This is a genomic window from Kitasatospora sp. NBC_01300 (assembly GCF_041435235.1).
Classification (GTDB): Bacteria; Actinomycetota; Actinomycetes; order Streptomycetales; family Streptomycetaceae; genus Kitasatospora.
Map to the genome: position 1 here is coordinate 904,814 of NZ_CP108409.1, position 24,094 is coordinate 928,907.

The window sequence follows — 24,094 nt, forward strand, 5'->3', positions numbered from 1 at the left end:
GGGTCAGTCCTCCTGGTGGGAAAGGGCGGTGTCGCCGGTGACCTCGGCGAGGCGGGCGGCCACGATCGGTCCGATCTGGGCCAGCGAGCCCGGCTGGGTCATCCGGTCGTGGCGGGTGGTGATGTCGTGCGAGTCGATCCGGCCGGTGACGTACGGGCGCCAGGTGCCGGCGCCGGCCGAGTCCTCGGTGCGGTCGATCGTGGAGTTGAACAGCAGCAGGTCCCCCTCGAACCGGCCGGGGGCGTGGGCGACCGCCAGCTCGGCGTTGTTGATCATGATCCGGACGACGGCCTCGATGCGCCGCTCGTCCAGGTGCGCCAGGGCGCTGCCCCGGCGGCGGAGGATCTCGGCGACCTCGGCGTAGGACAGCGGCCCCTCGCCCAGTTCGGCGGGGTCGCAGTCGAGGATGCCGACGAGCACGTCCCGCTCGCTGGGCACGGCGGAGTCGTCGAGCACCACGTCCTTGACCGGGTAGGCGTCGAGGGTCGCCAGCAGCTCGGTGCGCTCGCCGCGGGCCTGGAGCTCGCAGGCGATCGCGTGGGCGATCAGCCCGCCGGCGGACCAGCCGAGCAGCCGGTAGGGGCCGTCGGCCTGGACCTTGCGGATCTGGTCGGCGTAGTCGGCCGCCATCTCCTCGTACGAGGTCGGCAGGGTCTCGGCGTGCGCGAGACCGCGCGCCTGGATCGCGTACACCGGGTACTCCGGGCCGATGTGGTTCAGCAGACCGGAGTAGGACCAGCTGATGCCGCCGCCGGGGTGGATGCAGAACAGCGGCGGGAGGGTCCCGGTGGACCGCAGCGGCAGCACCACGTCGAAGGAGTCCTCGGCGTCGTCCATGGCCAGCCGGCTGGTCAGACCGGCCACGGTGGGGGCCTCGAACAGGGTGCGCAGGCCCACCGGGACGCCCAGCGTCTCGCGGATGCGCGAGACCAGGCGGGCGGCCAGCAGCGAGTGCCCACCGAGGTCGAAGAAGCTGTCGTCGAGGTGGACCTGCTCCCGGCCGAGGATCTCGGCGAACAGGGCGCACAGCAGCTGCTCCTGCGGGGTGCGCGGCCCGCGGCCCGCGCCCGTCGCCTCGGACTCGGGTGCGGGCAGCGCGGCCCGGTCGAGCTTGCCGTTGGCGGTCAGCGGCAGCGCGTCGAGGGTGACGAAGGCCGACGGCACCATGTACTCGGGCAGTTCGCGGCCGAGCAGGCGGGCGAGGCCGTCCGGCGCGGGCGCGCCCTCGGGGGCGGGCACCAGGTAGGCGACCAGGCGCTTGTCGCCCGGCCGGTCCTCGCGGGCGACGACGGCCGCCTGGGCCACCCCCGGGCAGGCGGCGAGGAGGGCCTCGACCTCGCCGGGCTCGATCCGGAACCCGCGCAGCTTGACCTGCTCGTCGGCGCGGCCGACGAACTCCAGGGTGCCGTCGGCCTGCCACCGGACCAGGTCACCCGTACGGTACATCCGCTGCCCTCCGGGCCCGTACGGGTTCGCGACGAACCGTTCCGCGGTCAGGCCGGGCCGGGCCGGGTAGCCCCGGGCCACGCCCGCCCCGGCGAGGTACAGCTCGCCGGCCACGCCCGGCGGCACCGGCCGCAGCCCCGCGTCGAGCACGTAGACCCGCATGTTCGCCATCGGCCGGCCGAGCGGAAGGACGCGGGCGAGGTCGGGCGGTGTGCCCAGGGCTTGGGACATCGCGAAGGTGGTGGTCTCGGTCGGCCCGTAGACGTGGACCACAGCGGTCCCCGGGCACGCCGCCATCACCCTGGCGACCGCGGCCGGGGAGACCACGTCGCCGCCCGTCCACACCTCGCGCACCCCCGTGAAGCAGTCCGGCTGCTGCTCGGCCACCAGGTGGAACAGCCCGACCGTCAGGAACAGCCCCGTGACGCCGTGCCGGCTGATGGTCCGCGCCAGCGTGCCGACCTCCAGCTGGCCGGCCGGCGCGACGACGACCCGGCCGCCACCGAGCAGCGGCGTCCACATCTCGTAGGTCGAGGCGTCGAAGGCGGTCGGGGAGTGCATCAGGACGCGCCGGTGACTGCCGTTCGCCCAGCACGGGTCCAACGCCAGGCTCGCGACGTCCCGGTGGGTCACCCCGATGCCCTTCGGCCGTCCCGTCGAACCGGAGGTGTACATCACGTACGCCAACTGCCCGGGATCGCACAGGACCTGCGGATCGGAGTCGTCGGTCTCGACCTGGCTCAGCGCGGTCAGCACGTCCTCGGTGAGCACCAGGGCCGCGCCGGTCTCCCGGAGGATCAGGTCGATCCGGGAGGACGGGAACCGCGGATCGAGCGGAACGTACGCGCCGCCGGCCTTGACGATCGCCAGGACCGCGACGACGACGTCCGCCGAGCGCTCCAGCAGCACCGCGACCGGGGTCTCCGCCCGCACGCCCTGGCCGATCAGGGCCCGGGCCAGGCGGTTGGCCCGCCCGTCGAGCTCGCGGTAGGTCAGTTCGGCGCCGTCCGCGACGACCGCGACCGCGTCCGGCGTGGCCCGCACCCGGCGGGCGAACAGCTCCGGCAGGGCGGCCTCGGGCAGTTCGGCGTCGGTCCGGTTGAACTCGACCAGCAGTTCGCGGCGTTCCTCGCCGGACAGCAGGTCGAGCCGGCCGATCGGCTGGTCCGGCTCGGCGGCGGCCGCGCGCAGCAGCCGCACCCAGCGGGCGAACAGCAGCTCCACGGTGGCCGGGTCGAACAGGTCGGTCGCGTACTCGACCGCGCCGAGCACACCCGCCGGGCTGCCGTCCGGGCCGTACTGCTCGGCCAGGCTGACGGTCAGGTCGACGCGGGCGGTGCCGGTGGGGGCCTCCAGGTGGGCGGTCTCCAGGCCCGGCAGGGCGAACTCCCCGGCCGGGGCGTTCTGCAGGCCGAGCATGACCTGGAACAGCGGGTGGTGCGCCAGCGAGCGGGTGGGGTTGACGGCCTCGACCAGGTACTCGAACGGCACGTCCTGGTGGGCGTAGGCGGCCAGCGCCTTCTGCCGCACCCGGCCGACGAGTTCGGCGAAGCCCGGGTCGCCGCCGGTGTCGGTGCGCAGCACCAGGGTGTTGACGAAGAACCCGACGAGGTCGTCCAGCGCCTGGTCGGTGCGCCCGGCGATGGGGCTGCCGATCGGGATGTCGGTGCCGGCGCCGAGCCGGGTGAGCAGGGCGGCCAGGCCGGCCTGGAGCACCATGAACATGCTGGCGCCGTGCGCGGTGGCCAGATCCCGCAGGTCCTGGTGCAGGTCCGCGTCGAACCGGACCTCGATCCGGCCGCCGCGCTGGGAGGCCTCGGCCGGCCGGGGCCGGTCCGCGGGCAGCCGCACCTGGTCCGGCAGGCCCGCCAACTCCTGCTTCCAGTAGTCGAGTTGCCGGGCGAACAGGCTGCCCCGGTCGGCGGCCTCGCCGAGCAGGTCGCGCTGCCACAGGGTGTAGTCGGCGTACTGCACCGGCAGCGGGGACCACTGCGGTGCCCCGCCCTGGCAGCGGGCCGCGTAGGCGGTGGCCAGGTCCCGGGAGAGCGGGCCCATCGACCAGCCGTCGGCGGCGATGTGGTGCACCACGACCAGCAGGACGTGCCGCCCGGGGGCGAGCGCGTAGAGCTCCGCCCGGACCGGCGGCTCGGCGGCCAGGTCGAAGCCGCGCCGGGCCGCCTCGGCGAGCCGTTCGGCGAGCCTGCTCTCGTCGAGCTCGACCACCGGCAGCGGCGGGTGCGCCTCGTCCGTGCCCAGCACCTGCTGGTGGGGCATCCCGTCCGTCTCCCGCAGGACGGTGCGCAGGCTCTCGTGCCGGGCGACCACGTCCGCCAGCGCTGCCGCCAGCGCCTCCCGGTCGAGGTCGCCGGTCAGGCTGAGCGCGAGCGGCATGTTGTAGGTGGCGCTCGGCCCGTCCATGCGGTGCAGGAACCACAGGCGGCGCTGGGCGAAGGACAGCGGGAGCTGCTCGGGGCGCGGACGGGCGGTCAGCGCGGGCCGCTCGGTGACGGACCCGTCGAGGCGGCCCGACAGCGCGGCCACGGTCGGGTGCTCGAACAGCGTCCGGATCTCCAGTTCGGCGCCGAGGACCGCCCGGACCCGGGAGGCCAGGCGGGTCGCCAGCAGCGAGTGGCCGCCGAGGTCGAAGAAGCTGTCCTCGACGCCGACCCGGGGCAGGCCGAGCACGTCGGCGAAGAGCCCGGCGAGCAGCTGCTCCTGCGGGGTGCGCGGCTCCCGGCCGCCGGCGGCCGTCCCCAGGTCGGGGGCGGGCAGGGCGCGGCGGTCGAGCTTGCCGTTGGCGGTCAGCGGCAGCGCGTCCAGCACGACGAACACCGACGGCACCAGGTAGTCGGGCAGCCGGGCGCCCAGCCAGCTCCGGAGTTCGGCGGCGAGGGCCGGGGCGCCGCGCTTTCCGGCCGGGCGGTTGGTGAGCGCGGACAGCGCCGCGCCCGCGCCCCGGGTGGGACGGTACGCCTCGACCGGGGCGGCGTTGGGTGTGCCGTCGGGCGCGTCGTCGGATACGTCGCTGAGTGCGGCGCTGAAGAGCACGTCCAGGGCGTCCGGGCCGGTGGCCGACCAGGTGACGGACACCTGGCGGCCGAGCGTGTCCCCGAGGGTGTGGAAGTCCTCGGGATCGGGCGCCGCGTCTTCCTGCGGCGCGTGCAGCCGGTCCAGCAGCGGCCCGAGCGGGATGTCCTCCTCCTGCACGGCCCGGGCCAGGGCCGCCTCCTGGACCACGCGGCGGTTGGGTGCCCCGGTGATCCGGACCGGGCGGCCGTCGTGCCGCCCGAGGAGCTCGGACAGCTCCGGCAGGGCGGCCACGTCCCGGCCCCAGCGGAGCTCGACCGGCTCGTCGCCCTGCGCCGGGGCGGCGGGCCGCTTGCGAAGGGTGACGTCGTAGCGGTAGCGGGTCAGCTCGTTGTGGTGGCGGCCGCGCTTGACCTCCACGGCCACCGCGCCGATATCCGTGCCGTGCTCCCGAAGGACGGTGAAGAAGTCCGGGTCGACCAGAAGCTCTTTCTCCGTCCGGAGGGACTGTTCCACCGCGCGGCGCACCGAGGTGAGGTCGGCGCCGTCGGCGGCCCGGTGGAGTTGGACGGCGGTGGCCAGCGGGCGCAGGAGCCGCAGGTTGCGGATGTCGCCGAGGAAGAGTGCGCCGCCGGGGGCGAGCAGCCCCATCAGCTTGTCGATCACGTCGGTGAGGTAGTCGGCGGACGGGAAGTACTGCACGACCGAGTTGATCACGATGGTGTCGAAGTGCCCGGCGGGCAGGCCGTCGGTGTCGTGCGCGGGTCGGGTGTGCAGGACGACGCGGTCGGCCAGGTGCTCCTGTCGGGTGACCTGGGTGGTGAGTGCGTCGATCGCGGTGGCGGAGAAGTCGGTCGCCCAGTACGTCTCGCAGTGCGGTGCGACCTGCGAGAGGAGCAGTCCGGTGCCGACGCCGACCTCCAGTACCCGGCGGGGGCGCAGGGCCAGGATGCGGGCCACGGTGGCGTCGCGCCATTCCCGCATCTGCTCGACGGGGATCGGGCTGGCGTCGTAACTGCTGTTCCAGCCGACGAAGTTCTGGCCGAAAGCGCTCTCCTCGGGGGTGATGGGCAGGGCGTCGTAGATGTCCTGCCACTCGCCGACGTGGTCGGCTTCCAGACCGCTGTCGCGGGCCTCGTCCTGGCGGGGGACGACGTAGCCGATGAGGCGGTCGTCCCGGGCGAGGACGGCGGCCCGGGCGACGGCGGGGTGCTCGGCCAACACCGTCTCGATCTCACCCGGCTCGACCCGGAAGCCACGCACCTTCACCTGCTCGTCGGCCCGGCCGACGTACTCCAACTGCCCGTCGCCCAGCCACCGGACCACGTCGCCGGTGCGATACATCCGGTCACCGCCCGCCGCGCCGAACGGGCAGGCAACAAAGCGACCCGCCGTCAAGCCCGGCCGGTTCAGATACCCGCGCGCCAAGCCAGCGCCGGCGACGTACAACTCCCCCGGCACACCGGGCGGCACCGGCCGCAACCGCTCGTCCAGCACATACACCCGCGCGTTGGCGATCGGCCGACCGATCGGCGGCACACCCGAACCGGCGACGAGGGGGTCGCTCATCGTCGCGCACACCGTCGTCTCCGTCGGACCGTACGCGTTCACCATCCGCCGACCCGGCGCCCACCGCGCCACCAACTCCGACGGACACGCCTCCCCCGCCACCACCAACGTCGACACCCTCACCGCGCCCTCCGGCAAAGCCGCCAGAACCGACGGAGGCACCGTCACATGGGTCACCGCGAGCCCCGGATCCGTCAGCGCGGCCACCGGCTCCGCCGCCGGCGGCAGCACCAACGCCGCACCGCACAGCAACGCCGTGAAGATCTCCGACACCGAGGCGTCGAAACTGGGCGAGGCGAACTGCAGCACCCGACTGCCGGCATCGATCGCGAACCGCTCGATCTGCGCCGCGACCAGACTCGCCACACCGCCGTGCGCGACCGCGACACCCTTGGGACGACCGGTCGAACCCGACGTGTAGATCACGTACGCCGGGTGCCGGACGTCGAGGGCCACCTCCGGATCGGTGTCCGGCCAGGCAGACGCCTCACATGTCTCGGCGACCAGCGCCGGATCATCGACCACCAGCGCCGGGCAGGCATCCTCCAGCATGTACGCGATCCGCGACGCCGGGTACGACGGGTCCACCGGCAGATACGCAGCACCCGCCTTCAGCACGCCCAGGACGGCCACCACCGACTCCACCGAGCGCGGCAACGCCACCGCCACCAACTGCTCCGGACCGACCCCACGCGCGATCAGCGCATGCGCGAACCGATTCGCCCGGTCGTTCAGTTGACGATACGTCAGCTCAACACCGCCGCACACCAACGCGAGCGCGTCCGGCGTCGCCGCCACCTGCGCCGCGAACGCCTGCGGCACCGGAACGGCGCCCACCTCGCGGGTAGTCGCGTTGCCCCGCTCCAGCAACCGGTGCCGCTCGTCGGAGTCGAGGAGGTCGATCCCCCCGATCAACCGGTCCGGATCGGCGGCGACCGCCTCCAGCAGGAGCGTCCAGCGCCGCACCAGGGCCTCGACCGTCGAGCGGTCGAACAGATCGGTGGCGTACTCGACCACGCCGACGATCCCGTCCGGGCTTCCATCGGGGCCGAACCGCTCGCTCAGGTTGAAGCCGAGGTCGAACTTGGCCGTCCCGGTCGGCACGGCGAAGGCGGACACCTGGAGGCCGGGCAGCGCGAACTCACCCATCGGCACGTTCTGCACCGCGAGGATCGTCTGGAACAGCGGGTGGTGCGCGAGCGAGCGGGACGGGTTCAGCACCTCCACCAGGTGCTCGAACGGCACATCCTCGTGCGCGTAGGCGGCGAGCGCGGTCTCCCGCACCCGCTCCAGCAGCTCACCGAAGCTCGGGTCGCCGCTCGTGTCGGTCCGCAGCACCAGCGTGTTCACGAAGAACCCGACCAGGTCGTCCAGCGCCTCGTCGGTACGACCCGCGATCGGACTCCCGATCGGAATGTCCGTCCCCGCACCCAGCCGCGTGTACAACGCCGCCAACGCCGCCTGGAGCACCATGAACAGACTGCTCCCGGACCGCCGGGCCAACTCGGCCAGCCCCGCGTGCAGTTCGGGGGTCAGCTCAAGGCCGAAGGTGGCTCCCCGGTAGCCGGCGACGGCCGGCCGGGGCCGGTCGGCGGGCAGCGGGATCCGCTCCGGGAGGCTGTCCAACTGTTCGGCCCAGTAGCGGAGTTGTCCGGCGAACCGGCTGTCCGGATCCTCCGGGTCGCCGAGCAGCTCGCGCTGCCAGAGCGTGTAGTCGGCGTACTGCACCGGCAGGGCGTCGCGGTCCGCCGCACGGCCCTGGCAGCGGGCAGCATACGCCTCGGCCAGGTCACGGGCCAGCGGGCCGGTCGACCAGCCGTCACCGGCGATGTGGTGCATGACCAGCAGCAGCACGTGCTCGTCCGGCGCGACCGCGAACAGTTCGGCGCGCAGCGGCGGTTCCGCCGCGAGGTCGAACGGGAGCCGCGCCGCGTGGGCGAGCCGTTGCGGCAGCTCGTCCTCCGCGGCCTCGGTCACCCGCACCCGGGGCCGGGCCGCAGCCGGGTCGAGGATCCGCTGGCACGGCACGGCGTCGAGTTCCGGGAAGACCGTCCGCAGGCTCTCGTGCCGGGCCACGACCCCGGCCAGCGCGTCCTCCAGTGCCTCCCGGTCCAGCGCTCCGGTCAGTCGCAGCGCCAGCGGGATGTGGTAGGCCGCGGCGGCTCCGTCCATCCGGTGCAGGAACCACAGGCGGCGCTGCGCGAACGACAGCGGTACCGTCTGCGGCCGCTCGTACGGCGCCAGTGCGGGCCGGGCCCGGTCGGCTTCGGTGAGCCGTGCCGTCAGGCCGGCCACCGTCGGCGCCTCGAAGAGCGCGCGCAGCCCGACCTCGGCCCCCAGGGCCGAACGGATCCGGGAGACCAGCCGGGTGGCCAGCAGCGAGTGCCCGCCCAGGTCGAAGAAGTCGTCCTCGACCCCGACCTGGTCCCGGCCCAGCACCTCGGCGAACAGCTCGCACAGGATCTGCTCCTGCGGCGTCCGCGCCGCCCGGCCACCGCCGACGGCGCCCGCCTCCGGCGCCGGCAGCGCCGCCCGGTCCAACTTCCCGTTCGGCGTCAACGGCAGCGCCGCCAACACCACGAACACCGACGGCACCAGGTAGTCCGGCAGCCGCTCGCGCAGGTATGACGCCAGTGTCGCCGGGCGGGCGTCGGCGCCGGAGCGCGGGGCCACGTAGCCGACGAGCCGGTCGCCGTCGGCGAGGACGGCGGCTTGGGCGACGGCGGGGTGCGCGGTCAGGACGGCCTCGACTTCGCCGAGTTCGACCCGGAAGCCGCGCACCTTCACCTGCTGGTCGGCGCGGCCGACGTACTCCAACTCTCCGTCGGCCCGGCGCCGCGCCACGTCCCCGGTCCGGTACATCCTCTCGCCCGCCGCGCCGAACGGGCAGGCGAGGAACCGCCCGGCGGTGAGCCCGGGCCGGTTCAGGTACCCGCGCGCCAGACCCGGCCCCGCGACGTACAGCTCCCCCGCCACGCCCGGCGGCACCAGGCGGAGCCGCTCGTCCAGCACGTACACCCGGAAGCCCGCGACCGCACGGCCGATCGGCGGCACGCCGGAGCCCGCCGCCAGCGGGGCACTCATCGTCGCGCACACCGTCGTCTCCGTCGGCCCGTACGCGTTGACCATCCGCCGCCCCGGCGCCCACCGCGCCACCAGCTCCGACGGGCACGCCTCACCCGCCACCACCAGGGTGCCGGCCGTGACATCGGCGCCGTCCAGCGCCGCCAGGGCCGAGGGCGGCAGCGTCACATGGGTCACGCCGAGCCGGCGGTCCGTCAGGGCCTCCAGCGGGGCCTCGGCGGGGGCCAGCACGAGGGCGGCACCGGTCAGCAGCGCGCTGCACAGGTCCCAGAACGACGCGTCGAAACTGGGCGAGGCGAACTGCAGCACCCGGCTGCCCGGCGCCACGCCGAGCCGCTCGACCTGCGCCGCCACCAAGCCCGACACCCCACTGTGACTCACCACCACACCCTTGGGACGACCGGTCGAACCCGACGTGTAGATCACGTACGCCGGCTGCCGGACGTCGAGCGCGACCACCGGATCCGTGTCCGGCCAGGCGGACACCGCAGACACCGCGGTTGCCTCGGAGGCCTTGGCCACCAGCGCCGGATCGTCGATCACCAGCACCGGGCAGGCGTCCTCCAGCATGTACGCGATCCGCGACGCCGGGTACGACGGGTCCACCGGCAGATACGCGGCACCGGCCTTCAGCACGCCCAGGACGGCCACCACCGACTCCACAGAACGCGGCAGCGCCACCGCCACGACCTGCTCCGGACCGACCCCACGCGCGATCAGCGCATGCGCGAACCGGTTCGCCCGGGAGTTCAGCTCGCGGTACGTCAGCTCGACACCGCCGGACACCAGGGCCTGCGCGTCCGGCGTCGCCGCCACCTGCGCCGCGAACGCCTCCGGCAGGCTCACCCCGGCCGCCCGTGGCTCGACGGCGGGCAGCAGCTCGCGGCGTTCCTCGGCGGACAGCAGGTCGATCGCACCGAGCGGCCGGTCCGGATCGGCGGCGACCGCCGCCAGCAGCCGGGCCCACCGGGCGACCAGGGCCTCGACCGTCGAACGGTCGAAGAGGTCGGTGCTGTACTCGACCGCCCCGGTCAGCCCGGCCGGCGTGCCGTCGGGCCCGCGGTTCTCCACGAGGCCGAAGGTCAGGTCGACCCGCGAGGTCCCGGTCGGCACCGGCACCCCGGAGACCGTCAGCCCGGGCAGCTCGAAGTCGCCCATCGGCGCGTTCTGCAGGGCCAGTACGGTCTGGAAGAGCGGGTGGAGCGACATCGACCGCGCCGGGTTCAGCGCCTCCACCAGGTGCTCGAACGGCACATCCTGGTGCGCGTACGCCGACAGCGCCGTCTCCCGCACCCGGCCCAGCAGTTCGCGGAAGCTCGGATCACCACTCGTGTCCGTCCGCAGCACCAGCGCGTTGACGAAGAACCCGACCAGCTCGTCCAGCGCCTCGTCCGTCCGGCCCGCGATCGGACTCCCGATGGGGATGTCCGTCCCCGCCCCCAGCCGCGTGTACAGCGCCGCCAGGCCCGCCTGGAGCACCATGAACAGACTGCTCCCCGACCGCCGGGCCAACTCGGCCAGCCCCGCGTGCAGTTCGGGGGTCAGCCGGATGTCCAGCAGGTCGCCGCCGTAGGTCATGACCGCCGGCCGGGGCCGGTCGACGGGCAGCGCGAGCTGCTCGGGAAGCCCGGCGAGCGCCTGGCTCCAGTAGCCGACCTGGCGGGCGAACGCGCTGTCCGCGTCGGACTCCTCGCCGAGGATCTCGTGCTGCCACACGGTGTAGTCCGCGTAGCTCACCGGCAGCGGCGCCCAGCCCGGGGCGTCGCCGCGCCGGCGGGCGGTGTACGCGGTCGCGAGGTCGCGGGAGAGCGGGCTCATCGACCAGCCGTCGCCGGCGATGTGGTGCAGGACGACCAGCAGGACGTGCTCGTCCGGGGCGAGCGCGAACAGCTGCGCCCGGACGGGCAGGTCCGCCGTCAGGTCGAAGGCGCGCACCGCCGCCTCGCTCAGCAGCCCCGGCAGCTCCGACTCGTCGGCCCGGCGCACCGGGATCCGGATCGTCGCCTCCGCAGCGCTCAGCACGCGCTGGCGCGGGACGCCCTCGGTGTGCGGGAACACCGTGCGCAGGCTCTCGTGCCGCGCCACCACGTCCGTCAGCGCCGCTCCCAGCGCCTCCCGGTCGAGGTCGCCGGTCAGCCGCAGCGCCAACGGCATGTGGTAGGTCGCGCTGGGCGCCCCGAACTGGTGCAGGAACCACAGGCGGCGCTGGGCGAAGGACAGCGGCAGCGGTTCTGGGCGCGGCCGGGGCACCAGCGCCTGCCGCGCGGTGGCGGCGTCGTGCAGCCCGACCGCGAGCCCGGCCGGTGTCGGCGTCCGGAACAGGCGGCGCAGCTCCAGCTCGACCCCGAGGGTCGCCCGGACCCGCGAGACCAGTCGGGTGGCCAGCAGCGAGTGCCCGCCCAGGTCGAAGAAGTCGTCGTCGACACCGACCTGTCCCCGGCCCAACACCTCCGCGAACAGCTCGCACAGGATCTGCTCCTGCGGCGTCCGCGCCGCCCGGCCACCGCCGACGGCGCCCGCCTCCGGCGCGGGCAGCGCCGCCCGGTCCAGCTTCCCGTTCGGCGTCAACGGCAGCGCCGCCAACACCACGAACACCGACGGCACCAGGTAGTCCGGCACCCGCTCACGCAGGTACGACGCCAGCACCGGCGCCGTGGTCCCGGTCTCGGCCGAGGGCACGACGTAGGCGACGATCCTGGTGTCGCCCGGCCGGTCCTCGCGGGCGAGCACCGCGACCTGGGCCACGCCGGGGTGGGCGGCCAGTTCCGCCTCGATCTCGCCGGGCTCGACGCGGAAGCCGCGCACCTTCACCTGGTGGTCCGCCCGGCCGGCGAACTCCAGCTCTCCTCCCCCAGCCTCCGGCCGGGGGGACCCCCATGCGCGCCAGCGCACCAGGTCGCCGGTGCGGTACATCCGGCCGCCCGCCTCGAACGGGCAGGCGACGAAACGCCCGGCCGTCAGGGACGGCCGGTTGAGGTAGCCGCGGGCCAGCCCGGCCCCGGCCAGGTACAGCTCGCCGGTGACGCCGGGGGCGACCGGTCGAAGCGCCGAATCCAGCACGTACACCTGGCAGTTGGCGATCGGACGGCCGATCGGCACCGGCAGCGGGCAGTCGGCGGGGTCGGCCGGCAGCGGGAAGGCGGTGATCACGTGGGTCTCGGCCGGGCCGTAGTGGTTGTGCAGCACCCGGCCGGGCCCGCGGGCCTGGAGGCGCCGCAGTCCGCCGCCGAGGCGCATCGCCTCGCCGGCCTGCGCGATCAGCCGCAGGTCCGGCAGGTCGCGGCCGTGCTCCTCGGCCGCCTCCGCCAGTGCCTCGATCACCAGGTTGGGGGCGAAGAGCTCCGCCACCCGGTGGTGCTCCAACCATCGGACCAGGAGTTCGGCACTGCGGCGCTGCTCGTCGATCGGCACCACCAGGGTCTTGCCGAACAGCAGCGCGGAGAGCACCTCCTGCACCGAGACGTCGAAGCTGAGCGCGGTGAACTGCGCGGTGTGCGTGCCCGTCCCGCCGCCGACGGCGCGGTGGTGCCAGTGCAGCAGGTTCGTCAGGGCGCCGGAGGGCATCACCACGCCCTTGGGCCGGCCGGTCGAGCCGGACGTGTAGATGACGTACGCCGGGTGCCGGGCGTCCGGTGCGACCAGCGGGTCGGTGTCCGGGTACGTCCCGGGCGCGTCGACGGCCGCGAGGTCGTCGAGCACGACGGTCGGGCGCGCGTCCTCCAGCATGTACGCGATCCGGCTGGCCGGGTACTCCGGGTCGACCGGCAGGTACGCGGCGCCGGTCTTGAGCACCGCAAGGACGGCCACCACCAGCTCCGCCGAGCGCGGCAGGCACAGGGCGACGGTCTGCTCCGGCCCCACCCCGCGCCCGATGAGCGCGTGGGCCAGCCGGTTGGCGCGGGCGTTCAGTTCCCGGTAGATGAGCACGGTGTCCTCGAACACCACCGCCTCGGCCTCCGGGGTGGCCCTGACCTGCGCCTCGAACAGCGCGGCCGGGCCGGTGCCGGGGTACGGGCACCCGGTGTCGTTGCGCCCGGCCAGCAGTTCGTGCCGTTCCTCGGCGGTGAGGACGTCGATCCGGCTCAGCGGCCGGTCCGGCTCGGCCGCCGCCGCCGCGAGCAGCCGCAGCCAGCGGGCGAGCAGGGCCTCCACCGTGGCCCGGTCGAACAGGTCGGTGGCGTACTCGACGTGGCCGATGATGCCCTCCGGCGCCCCGCCGGTGCCGCCGCGCTCCAGCAGGTGGAAGGAGAGGTCGAACATCGCGGTGGGCGACTGCAACAGCACGAGCTCGGTGGCCAGGCCGGGCAGCTCGAAGGCGGAGCGCGGCGCGTTCTGCAGCGCGAGCAGCACCTGGAACAGCGGCTGACGGGCCGACGACCGGACCGGGTTGAGGGCCTCGACCAGGTGGTCGAACGGCAGCTCCTGGTGGGCGTACGCGGCCAGCGAGGTGTCCCGGACCCGGCCCAGCAGCTCGGCGAAGGTCGGGTCCCCGCTCGTGTCGGTGCGCAGCACCAGCGTGTTCACGAAGAACCCGACCAGCTCGTCCAACGCCTGGTCCGTCCGGCCCGCGATCAGGCTCCCGACCGGGATGTCCTCGCCCGCGCCCAGCTTGCTGAGCAGGGCGGAGAAGCCCGCCTGGAGCACCATGAACACGCTCGCGCCGCGCTCGCGGCCCAGGCGGACCAGCGCCTCGTGCAGTTCGGCGTCCAGCTCGACGGCGAGGTGTCCGCCGCGGCTGGAGACGGCCGTGGGGCGGGGCCGGTCGGCGGGCAGCCGGATCTGCTCCGGCAGGCCGGCCAGCTGCGCGGTCCAGTAGTCCGCCTGGCGGGCGAACAGGCTCTCCGGATCGGCGCGGTCCCCGAGCAGCCGGTCGTGCCACAGGGTGTAGTCGGCGTACTGCACCGGCAGGTCCGCCCAGGCCGGTTCCTCGCCGCGCAGCCGCGCCGCGTACGCGGTGGACAGGTCGGCGGACACCAGGCCCAGCGACCAGGCGTCGCCCGCGATGTGGTGGATCACCACCAGCAGCACGTACGCGTCCGCCGCCAGCCGGAACAGTTCGGCGCGCACGGGCGCTTCGGCCGCCAGGTCGAATCCGCGGCCCACGGCCTCGGTCAGGGCCCGGGGCAGGCCCGCCTCGTCGGTCCGGGTGACGGACAGGTGCGGCCGGGCCGTCTCGGCGTCCAGGACCTGCTGGTACGGCACGCCGTCGATCTGGGGGAAGGCCGTGCGCAGGCTCTCGTGGCGGGCGACGACGTCCCCGAGCGCCGCCCGCAGCGCGTCCTGGTCCAGGTCGCCGGTCAGGCGCCAGGCCAGCGGGATGTGGTACATCGCGCCGGCGCCCTCCAGCTGGTCGACGAACCACAGCCGCCGCTGCGCGTACGACAGCGGTACGCGGTCGGGCCGCTCCGCGCGGCCGAGGGCGAGCCGTGCCCGGTCGGCTCCGCCCAGGCCGGCGGCCAGGCCTGCCACCGTCGGGGTCTCGAACAGGCTGCGCAGCTCCAGCTCCACGCCCAGGGTCGCGCGCACGCGGGCCACCAGCCGGGTGGCGAGCAGGGAGTGCCCGCCGAGGGCGAAGAAGTCGTCGTCGGCGCCGACCTGTGACACCCCCAGCACCTCCGCGAACAGTCCGGCGAGGACGTGTTCCTGCGGGGTGTGCGGAGCCCGGCCGGCCGGGGCGCCGGTGGTGTCGGGCTCGGGCAGGGCGCGCCGGTCGAGCTTGCCGTTGCCGGTCAGCGGCAGGGCGTCGAGGGCGACGTACGCGGCCGGCACCATGTGGTCCGGCAGCCGCTCGCGCAGGTGGGCGCGGAGCTCGTCCGGCCCGACGGCAGCCCCGGCCACGGGCACCAGGTAGGCGACCAGCCGGGTGTCGTCGGCGCGGTCCTGCCGGGCGATCACCGCGACCTGGCGGATCCGCGGGTGCTGGGCCAGGGCCGCCTCGATCTCGCCGAGCTCGATCCGGAAGCCGCGCACCTTCACCTGGTCGTCCGCCCGGCCCGCGTACTCCAGCGCGCCGTCGGCGCGTCGGCGCACGAGGTCGCCGCTGCGGTACATCCGGCTGCCCACCGGCCCGTACGGGTCGGCGACGAAGCGCCCGGCGGTCAGGCCCGGCCGGTTCAGGTACCCGCGCGCCAGACCGGCACCGGCCACGTACAGCTCGCCGACGACCCCGGGGGGCACCGGCTGGAGATAGGCGTCGAGCACGTGGGCGCGCAGGTCGGGGATCGCGGTGCCGATGACGCTCGCCGGGCCGGCGGTGTGGGTGCCGTCCAGTTCCGTGTAGGTGACGTGCACGGTGGTCTCGGTGATGCCGTACATGTTGACCAGCCGCGGCGCACCGGCCGGGTGGCGCTCGAACCAGGCCGCCAGGCGGGCGGGTTCCAGGGCCTCGCCGCCGAACACCACCGTGCGCAGGGCGAGTTCACGCGGGTGCTCGGCGTCGGCCTGCATCAGCTGGTAGAAGGCGGACGGCGTCTGGTTGAGCACCGTCACCCGCTCGCGGGCGAGGAGCTCCAGGAACCGCTCCGGTGCGCGGGTGACGTCGAACGGCACCACGACCAGTCGGCCGCCGTGCAGCAGCGGGCCCCAGATCTCCCACACCGAGAAGTCGAAGGCGTAGGAGTGGAAGAGCGTCCAGACGTCCTCGGCGGAGAAGTCGAACCAGTGCCGGGTGGCGTCGAACAGCCGCACCACGTTGCGGTGCGGGACCACCACGCCCTTGGGCTTCCCGGTGGAGCCGGAGGTGTAGATGACGTAGGCGGCGCTGTCGGGTGCGACGGCGACCGCGGGGTCCGTGTCCGGCAGGCCGTCCAGGTCGGCGGTGTCCAGCACGAGCCGGTCGACCCCGTCCGCGCCCGGCAGGTCGCCGCTGCGGCGGTCCGTCAGGAGCAGCGCGGGCCGGGCGTCGTCGAGCAGGTGGGCGATCCGGGCGGCCGGGTAGTCCGGGTCGACCGGGAGGTACGCGGCGCCGGTCTTGAGGACGGCGAGGACGGCCACCACCAGCTCGGCCGAGCGCGGCAGGGCCAGCGCCACCAGTTGCTCCGGCCCCACACCCCGGCCGATCAGCGCGTGGGCGAGCCGGTTGGCGCGGGCGTTCAGCTCGCCGTACGTCAGCGCGGTCTCGCCGCACACCACGGCGACCGCGTCCGGCCGCTCCCGCGCCTGGGCCTCGAACAGCGCGGGCAGCCCGGTGGTCTGGGCCGTCGCCGCGGGGACCGGCCCCGCCGGCAGCAGTGCGCGCCGCTCCTCGGCGGAGAGCAGGTCGAGCCGGCTGAGCCGTCGGGTCGGCGACCGCCGCCGTGAGCAGGCACACCCACCGCGCGATCACCGTCTCGACGGTCGCCCGGTCGTACAGGTCGCAGGCGTACTCGACGAATCCGTCGATCCCCTCGGGGGCGCCGTCCTCGGAGTGCCGCTCGGACATCGAGAAGATCAGGTCGAGCTTGGAGGTGGTCGTGGTCAGTTTGACCTCGCCGATCTCCAGCCCGGGCGGCGCGAAGTCGGCCCTCGGGGCGTTCTGGAGCACCAGCATGACCTGGAACAGCGGGTGGTGGGACAGCGACCGGGCCGGGTTGAGGGCCTCGACCAGGTACTCGAACGGCAGCTCCTGGTGGGCGTACGCGGCCAGCGAGGTGTCCCGGACCCGGCCCAGCAGCTCGGCGAAGGTCGGATCCCCGCTCGTGTCGGTGCGCAGCACCAGCGTGTTCACGAAGAACCCGACCAACTCGTCCAGCGCCTGGTCCGTCCGGCCCGCGATCAGACTGCCGACCGGGATGTCCTCGCCCGCACCCAGCTTGGTCAGCAGGGCCGAGAGCCCCGCCTGGAGCACCATGAAGAGGCTGGTGCCGTGCGCGCGGGCCAGCTCGCGCAGGCCCTGGTGCAGCTGCGCGTCCAGCCCGCTGCGCACGAAGTCGCCCCGGTGCGAGGCCATCGCGGGGCGGGGCCGGTCGGTGGGCAGCTCGACCTGCTCCGGCAGGCCGGCCAGTTGCCCGGTCCAGTAGTCCGCCTGCCGGGCGAACAGGCTGTCCCGGTCGGCGGCGTCGCCCAGCAGCTCGTGCTGCCACAGCGTGTAGTCGGCGTACTGGACGGCCAGCGCCTCCCAGGACGGCTCCTCGCCCCGGCGGCGCGCCGCGTAGGCGGCGGTCAGGTTCTGCGCCAGCGGGCCGAGCGACCAGCCGTCGCCCGCGATGTGGTGGACCACCAGCAGCAGGACGTGCTCGTCCGGCGCCAGTTCGAACAGTTCGGTGTGCAGCGGCAGGTCCGTGCTCAGGTCGAACTGGCAGGCCAGCGCTGTGGCCAGGACGGCGTCCAGCTCCGCTTCGGTGGTGCGGCGCAGGTGCAGCCGGGGGCGGGCCGCCACGACGTCCAGCACCTGCTGGTACGGCACGCCGTCCACCGACGGGAAGAGCGTGCGCAGGCTCTCGTGCCGGGCCACCACGTCCGCCAGCGCTGCGGTGAGCGCCTCGCGGTCGAGCGGTCCGGTCAGCCGCCAGGCCAGCGGGATGTTGTAGTTGGCGCTGGCGCCCTCCAGCTGGTGCAGGAACCACAGCCGGCGCTGGGCGAACGACAGCGGGGTCCGCTCCGGGCGCGGGTAGGGCGCCAGGGCCAGCTGGGCGCGGCGGGCACCGGCGAGGGCGGCGGCCAGCGCGGCCGGGGTCGGCGCCTCGAACAGGGTGCGCAGTTCCAGCTCGACCCCGAGGGTCGCGCGGACCCGGGCGGCCAGCCGGGTGGCGAGCAGCGAGTGCCCGCCGAGGTCGAAGAAGCTGTCCTCGACGCCGGCCTCGGCCACCCCGAGGACCTCGGCGAACAGCTCGCAGAGGATCTGCTCCTGCGGGGTGCGCGGTGCGCGCCCGGCTCCCGCTCCCGTCGAGACGAGTTCCGGTGCGGGCAGCGCCCGGCGGTCCAGTTTCCCGTTGGTGGTCAGCGGCAGCGCGTCCAGCTCGACGAACGCCGAGGGCACCATGTACTCCGGCAGCCGCTCGCGCAGGTAGGCGCGCAGCTCGGCCGAGCGCGGGGCCGCGTCGGCGGCCGGCACCAGGTACCCGACCAGGCGGGTGTCGTCGGCTCGGTCCTGCCGGGCGAGGACGGCGGCCTGGGCCACGCCGGGGTGCGCGGCCAGCGCCGCCTCGATCTCGCCGAGCTCGATCCGGAAGCCGCGTACCTTCACCTGCTGGTCGGCCCGGCCGACGAAGCTCAGGCTGCCTTCCGCAGTCCGGCGCACCACGTCGCCGCTGCGGTACATCCGGCTACCCGCCGGCCCGTACGGGTCGGCGACGAAGCGCCCGGCGGTCAGGCCCGGCCGGTTCAGGTAGCCGCGCGCCAGGCCCGGGCCGGCGACGTACAGCTCGCCGGGCACGCCCGGGGCCACCGGCCGCAGGTGGGGGTCCAGCACGTAGGCGCGCAGGTCGGGGATGGCGGCGCCGACCACGCTGGCCGCCCCCGCGGTCGCGGCCGAGCGGTCGAGCGCGGCGTAGGTGACGTGCACGGTGGTCTCGGTGATGCCGTACATGTTGACCAGCCGCGGCGCGTCGTCCGGGTGCCGTTCGTACCAGGGCGCCAGGCGGGCGGGCTCCAGGGCCTCGCCGCCGAACACCACCGTCCGCAGGGCGAGTTCATGCGGGTGCTCGGCGTCGGCCTGCATCAGCTGGTAGAAGGCGGACGGCGTCTGGTTGAGCACCGTCACCCGCTCGCGGGCGAGGAGTTCGAGGAACCGGCCGGGCGAGCGGCTGGTCTCGTAGTCCACGACCACCAGCCGGCCGCCGTGCAGCAGCGGGCCCCACAGCTCCCACACCGAGAAGTCGAAGGCGTAGGAGTGGAAGAGCGTCCAGACGTCCTCGGCGGTGAAGTCGAACAGCGCCCGCGTGGTGCCGAACAGGCGCACCACGTTGCGGTGCGGGACCACCACGCCCTTGGGCTTCCCGGTGGAGCCCGAGGTGTAGATGACGTACGCCGGGTGACCCGGGTCGACATCAAGCGCGGGGTCCGTGTCCGGCAGGCCGTCCAGGTCGGCGGTGTCCAGCTGGAGCCGGTCCACGGACTCCGCGCCGGGCAGGTCGCCGACCTGACGCGTCGTCAGCATCATTGCGGGGCGGGCGTCCTGGAGCAGGTAGGAGATCCGGGCCGCCGGGTACTGCGGGTCCACCGGCAGGTACGCGGCGCCGGCCTTGAGGACGGCCAGGACCGCGACCACCAGCTCCGCCGAGCGCGGCAGCGCCAGGGCGACGAGCTGCTCCGGCCCCACACCCCGCTCGATCAGCGCGTGCGCGAGCCGGTTGGCCCGGGCGTTCAGCTCGCCGTACGTCAGCGCGACCTCGCCGCACACCACCGCGACCGCCGCCGGGTCGGCCCGCACCCGCTCCTCGACGAGCGCGGTGATGGTGCTCTGCGGAGTGTCGTCCTCGGCACCCGCCACGGACGGCAGCAGTTCGCACAGCTCGTCCGGCGACAGCACGTCGATCCGGCCGATCCGGCGGCCCGGGTCGGCGGCCACGGCCCGCAGCAGGCGCAGCCACCGGTCGACGAGGTCCGCCGCGGTGGCCGCGTCGAACAGGTCGGTGCTGTACTCCAGCACGCCCGACAGGCCGTCCTCGCCGGGCCGTTCGGTCAGGATGAAGGTCAGGTCGCACTTGGCCGTTCCGGTGTGCACCAGATCGGTCGTCACCCGCAGCCCCGGCAGGTCGAAGGTGCCCGTGGGCGCGTTCTGCAGGGCGAGCATGGTCTGGAAGAGCGGGTGGTGGGCGAGCGACCTGGTCGGGTTCACCGCCTCCACCAGGTGCTCGAACGGCAGGTCCTGGTGGGCGTACGCGGCCAGCGCGCCGGCCCGGACCCGGCCCAGCAGTTCGGTGAAGGTCGGGTCGCCGGTCAGGTCGGTGCGCAGCACCAGCGTGTTGACGAAGAAGCCGACCAGCTCGTCCACGGCCTCGTCGGTGCGCCCGGCGATCGGGGTGCCGATCGGGACGTCGGTGCCGGCGCCCAGCTTGCCGAGCAGGGCGGCCAGCCCGGCCTGGAGCACCATGAACAGGCTTGCGCCGCCGCCCCGGGCGAGCTCGCGCAGGCCCTGGTGCAGGTCGGCGTCGAGCCGGACCGGCAGTTGCGCTCCCCGGAAGGACATCGCGGCCGGCCGGGGCCGGTCGAAGGGCAGCTCGGTCTGTTCCGGCAGCCCCGCGAGCCGCTGCGACCAGGCGGCGAGCTGCCGGCTCTGGAGGCTGTCCGGGTCGTTCTCCGCGCCGAGCAGCTCCCGCTGCCACAGGGTGTAGTCGGCGTACTGGACGGGCAGTTGGGCCCACTCGGGCTTCCCGCCCGTCGCCCGTGCGGCGTACGCGGCGGTCAGGTCGCGCGCCAGCGGGCCCATCGACCAGCCGTCGCCCGCGATGTGGTGCACGACCAGCAGCAGGGCGTGCTCGTCCGCGCCCAGCTCGAACAGCTCGGTGCGCAGCGGGGGTTGGGCCGCCAGGTCGAAGCCGTGCCGGGCCGCCTCCGCCAGCCGCTGCGGCAGGTCGCCCGCGGTGACCGCGGTGACGCGCAGCCGGGGCCGGGCGGTGTCGGGGTCCAGCACGCGCTGGCACGGCTCGCCGTCGACCAGCGGGAAGACGGTGCGCAGGCTCTCGTGCCGCTCGACGACGTCGGCCAGCGCGGCTTCCAGGGCCTGCTGGTCGAGGTGCCCGGACAGGCGCAGGGCCAGCGGCACGTTGTAGGTGGCGCCGGGCCCCTCCATGCTGTGCAGGAACCACAGCCGGCGCTGGGCGAAGGACAGCGGCACCGTGTCGGGCCGCTCGCGTCGTGACAGCGCGGGCCTCGCCCGGCCGGCCCGGTCCACGGTCGCCGCCAGGCCCGCCACCGTCGGCGCGTCGAACAGGTCGGCCAGGGCCAGTTCCACGCCGAGCACCGAGCGGGCCCGGGCGATCAGCCGGGTGGCGAGCAGGGAGTGCCCGCCGAGGTCGAAGAAGCTGTCGTCCGCCCCGACCCCGGACACGCCGAGGACGTCGGCGAAGAGGCCGGCGAGCACCTGCTCGGCCGCGCTGCGCGGGGCCCGTCCGGCGGTGACCGGCGCCGGGCCGGGGGCCGGGAGCGCCTGGCGGTCGAGCTTGCCGTTGGGCGTCAGCGGGAGCCCGTCCAGCAGGACGAACGCGCCGGGCACCAGGTGCTCCGGCAGCCGTTCGCGCAGGTGGGCCCGGAGCCCGTCCGGCTCGACCTGCGCCCCGGCGGTCGGGACGACGTAGGCGACCAGTCGGGGTTCGTCCTCGGTGCGCACCATGGCCGCGGCCCGGGCGACCTGCGGGTGCTCGGCGAGGACGGCCTCGACTTCGCCGAGCTCCACCCGGAAACCGCGCACCTTGACCTGGTCGTCCGTACGCCCGAGGAACTCCAGGTTCCCGTCCGCGCCCCACCGCACCAGGTCCCCCGTGCGGTACATCCGCGATCCACCCGGACCGAACGGGTCCGCCACAAACCGCCCCGCGGTCAGCCCCGGCCGGTTCAGGTACCCACGCGCCAGACCAGGCCCCGCGATGTACAACTCACCCGACACACCCGCCGGCAACGGCCGCAGAGCCCCGTCCAGCACATACAACCGGACGTTGCCGGCCGGCCGGCCGATCACCGGCAACGCACTCGACCCCACCGAGGCCACCACCGGATTGACGGTGCACTCCGACGGCCCGTACAGATTGAGGCAGGACACCCCGTCCGCCGCCCGCAACTCCCCCCACAACCCCTCCGGAACAGCCTCCCCACCGGACGCCACCAGCGCCGGACGCCACCCCCCGCCACCCAGAAGCCCATGCGCGACCAGAACCTCCAGATAGGACGGCGTCGCCTCGACATAGTCCAACCCGTGACGCGCCGCGTAACCGACGAACGCCTCAGGATCGGTCCACGTCCCGTAGTCCAGGACATGCAACTCATGACCCGCGAACAGGGCCAGCAACTGGTTCCACGACGCATCGAACGACACCGACGTCGTCAACGCCACCCGCAACCGCCGCCCGCCCGTCGCCGGCGCGAAGCGGACCTCCCGCAGGTCCGCGAGCAGGTTGAGCAGACCACCATGGGTCGGCGCCACACCCTTGGGCCTGCCAGTGGAACCGGACGTGTAGACCACATACGCCGGATGACCCGGATCGACCACCACCATCGGATCAGCCCCCGACAGACCCGCCACCAGCCCGGCCGTCACCGGATCATCGACAACCAGCCGACCGACCGAACCCTCCCCCGGCAACCGACCCCCACTGACCGTGTCGGTCACCACCAGGGCCGGGCGCGCGTCATCCAGCAGCAACGCGATCCGCGCCGCCGGATACTCGGGATCGACCGGCACACAGGCCGCCCCGGACTTGAGCACCGCGAGAATCGCCACCACCAACTCAGCCGAGCGCGGCAACGCCACCGCCACCAGCCGCTCCGGCCCCGCACCCCGCGCAACCAGAGCGTGCGCCAGCCGATTCGCCCGCCCGTCCAACTCCGCATAAGTCAGCGAAACATCCCCACACACCAACGCCACCACATCCGGCATCGCCCGCACATGCGCCCGGAACAACTCCGGCAGGGTCTCGGCCGAAACCCCGACCCTCGGACCAGCGCCCAGGGCCAGCAGCTCACGCTGCTCCTCGGCCCCGACCAGACCGATACGGCCCAGCACCTCGTCCGGGTCACAGTCAGCGACGGTGTCCAGCAGGGCGAGCAAACGCCGTTGGTGGCCGAGGAGTTCACTCTCCGCGCACACCTCCGCGCAGGCTCCGAGCTCGATCCTCGGGGCGTACTCGTCACGCCCGCCCACGGCCCAGACCGCCACGTCGTCGGCGGAGGTACCCAGGGGCGCGTACACCGTGGCGGGCTGCCCGGCGAAGGTCGGTTCGGAGTAGAAGGACATGATGTTGACGACCAGTGGGAACGCCGTCTCGATCGTGTCGGCCTGCCCGAGGTCCCGGAGCAGGTCCTCGCTGCGGTACCGCTGGTGCGCCAGCGCGGCGGCGACTTCCCGGTCCACCTGCTCGACCAGTTCCGACCACGGCAGGTCCGGCCGCACCGACAGACGCAGTGGCACGAGGTTCGACACCGCGCCGGGCGTCGCCGCCAGCACCGGGTCGCCCGCCCGGCCGGTGACGGGGAGGCCGAGCAGTACGTCCCGGGCCCCGGTGAGCCGGTGCACGTACAGCGCCGTCGCCGCCAGCACGACGCGGGACCAGCGGACCCCCAGGCGCTCGGCCGCGTCACGCAGTGCCCCGGGGCGCTGCGGTCCGGCCGGCGAGGTGCGCCGCAACCGCGCGGAGGGGCTGCCCGGCCGGCGCTCCGACAGCCGGGTCGGCGCCGGCCGGTCGGCGAACCGTCCGGTCCAGTAGGCGCGGTCGGCGAGGTACTGCTCCGAGTCGCGGTAGGCCTCGTCGCAGGCGACCAGGTCACCCAGTGAGCCGAACGGGGACGGCGGCACCGGCCTCCCCTCCGCGAGCGCCGCGTACGCCTGGGCCACCCGCCGGCCCACGGCGGAGTACCCGAACCCGTCCATCACCAGGTGGTGGTAGCTCTGGTAGAAGACGGACCGGTCCGGTGCCAGCGTGATCAGCGCGTAGCGGAAGAGCGGGTCGTGGGCGAGGTCCAGCGGCCGGAGCCGGTCCCGCTCCATCCACTCCCGGGCCGCCGCGAGCGGCTCTGCCTCCGCGCTGACGTCGACCCGTGCGGGCTCCCATCGCGTGTGCGCGCGGACGACCTGGTGCGGGCCCTCGGCACCGTCGACGAAACCCACGTGCAGGGCGTCGACCTCGTCGACGACGTGGCGCAGCGCGGTCGCGAACAGCTCCGGGTCGACCGGCCCCTGGATCTCCAGGTAGTCGCCGATGCGGTAACCGGGGATCGCCGTGCGGGCCCGTTGTTCGGCCAGCCAGATCTCACGCTGGGCCGCTGTCAGGGGAAGGGTGTCGCCGTCGCGACGGGACATGGGGGTACCTCCGGGAATGTGGGCAGGCGTGAGGGCGCG

The 24,094-nt window shown here is 74.3% G+C and carries 1 pseudogene; it reads right to left on the reverse strand.

Annotated features, from left to right (window positions below):
- Window positions 1-3: 3 nt before the first annotated feature.
- Window positions 4-24,055, reverse strand: a pseudogene (locus OG556_RS37560) (non-ribosomal peptide synthase/polyketide synthase).
- Window positions 24,056-24,094 lie beyond the last annotated feature (39 nt).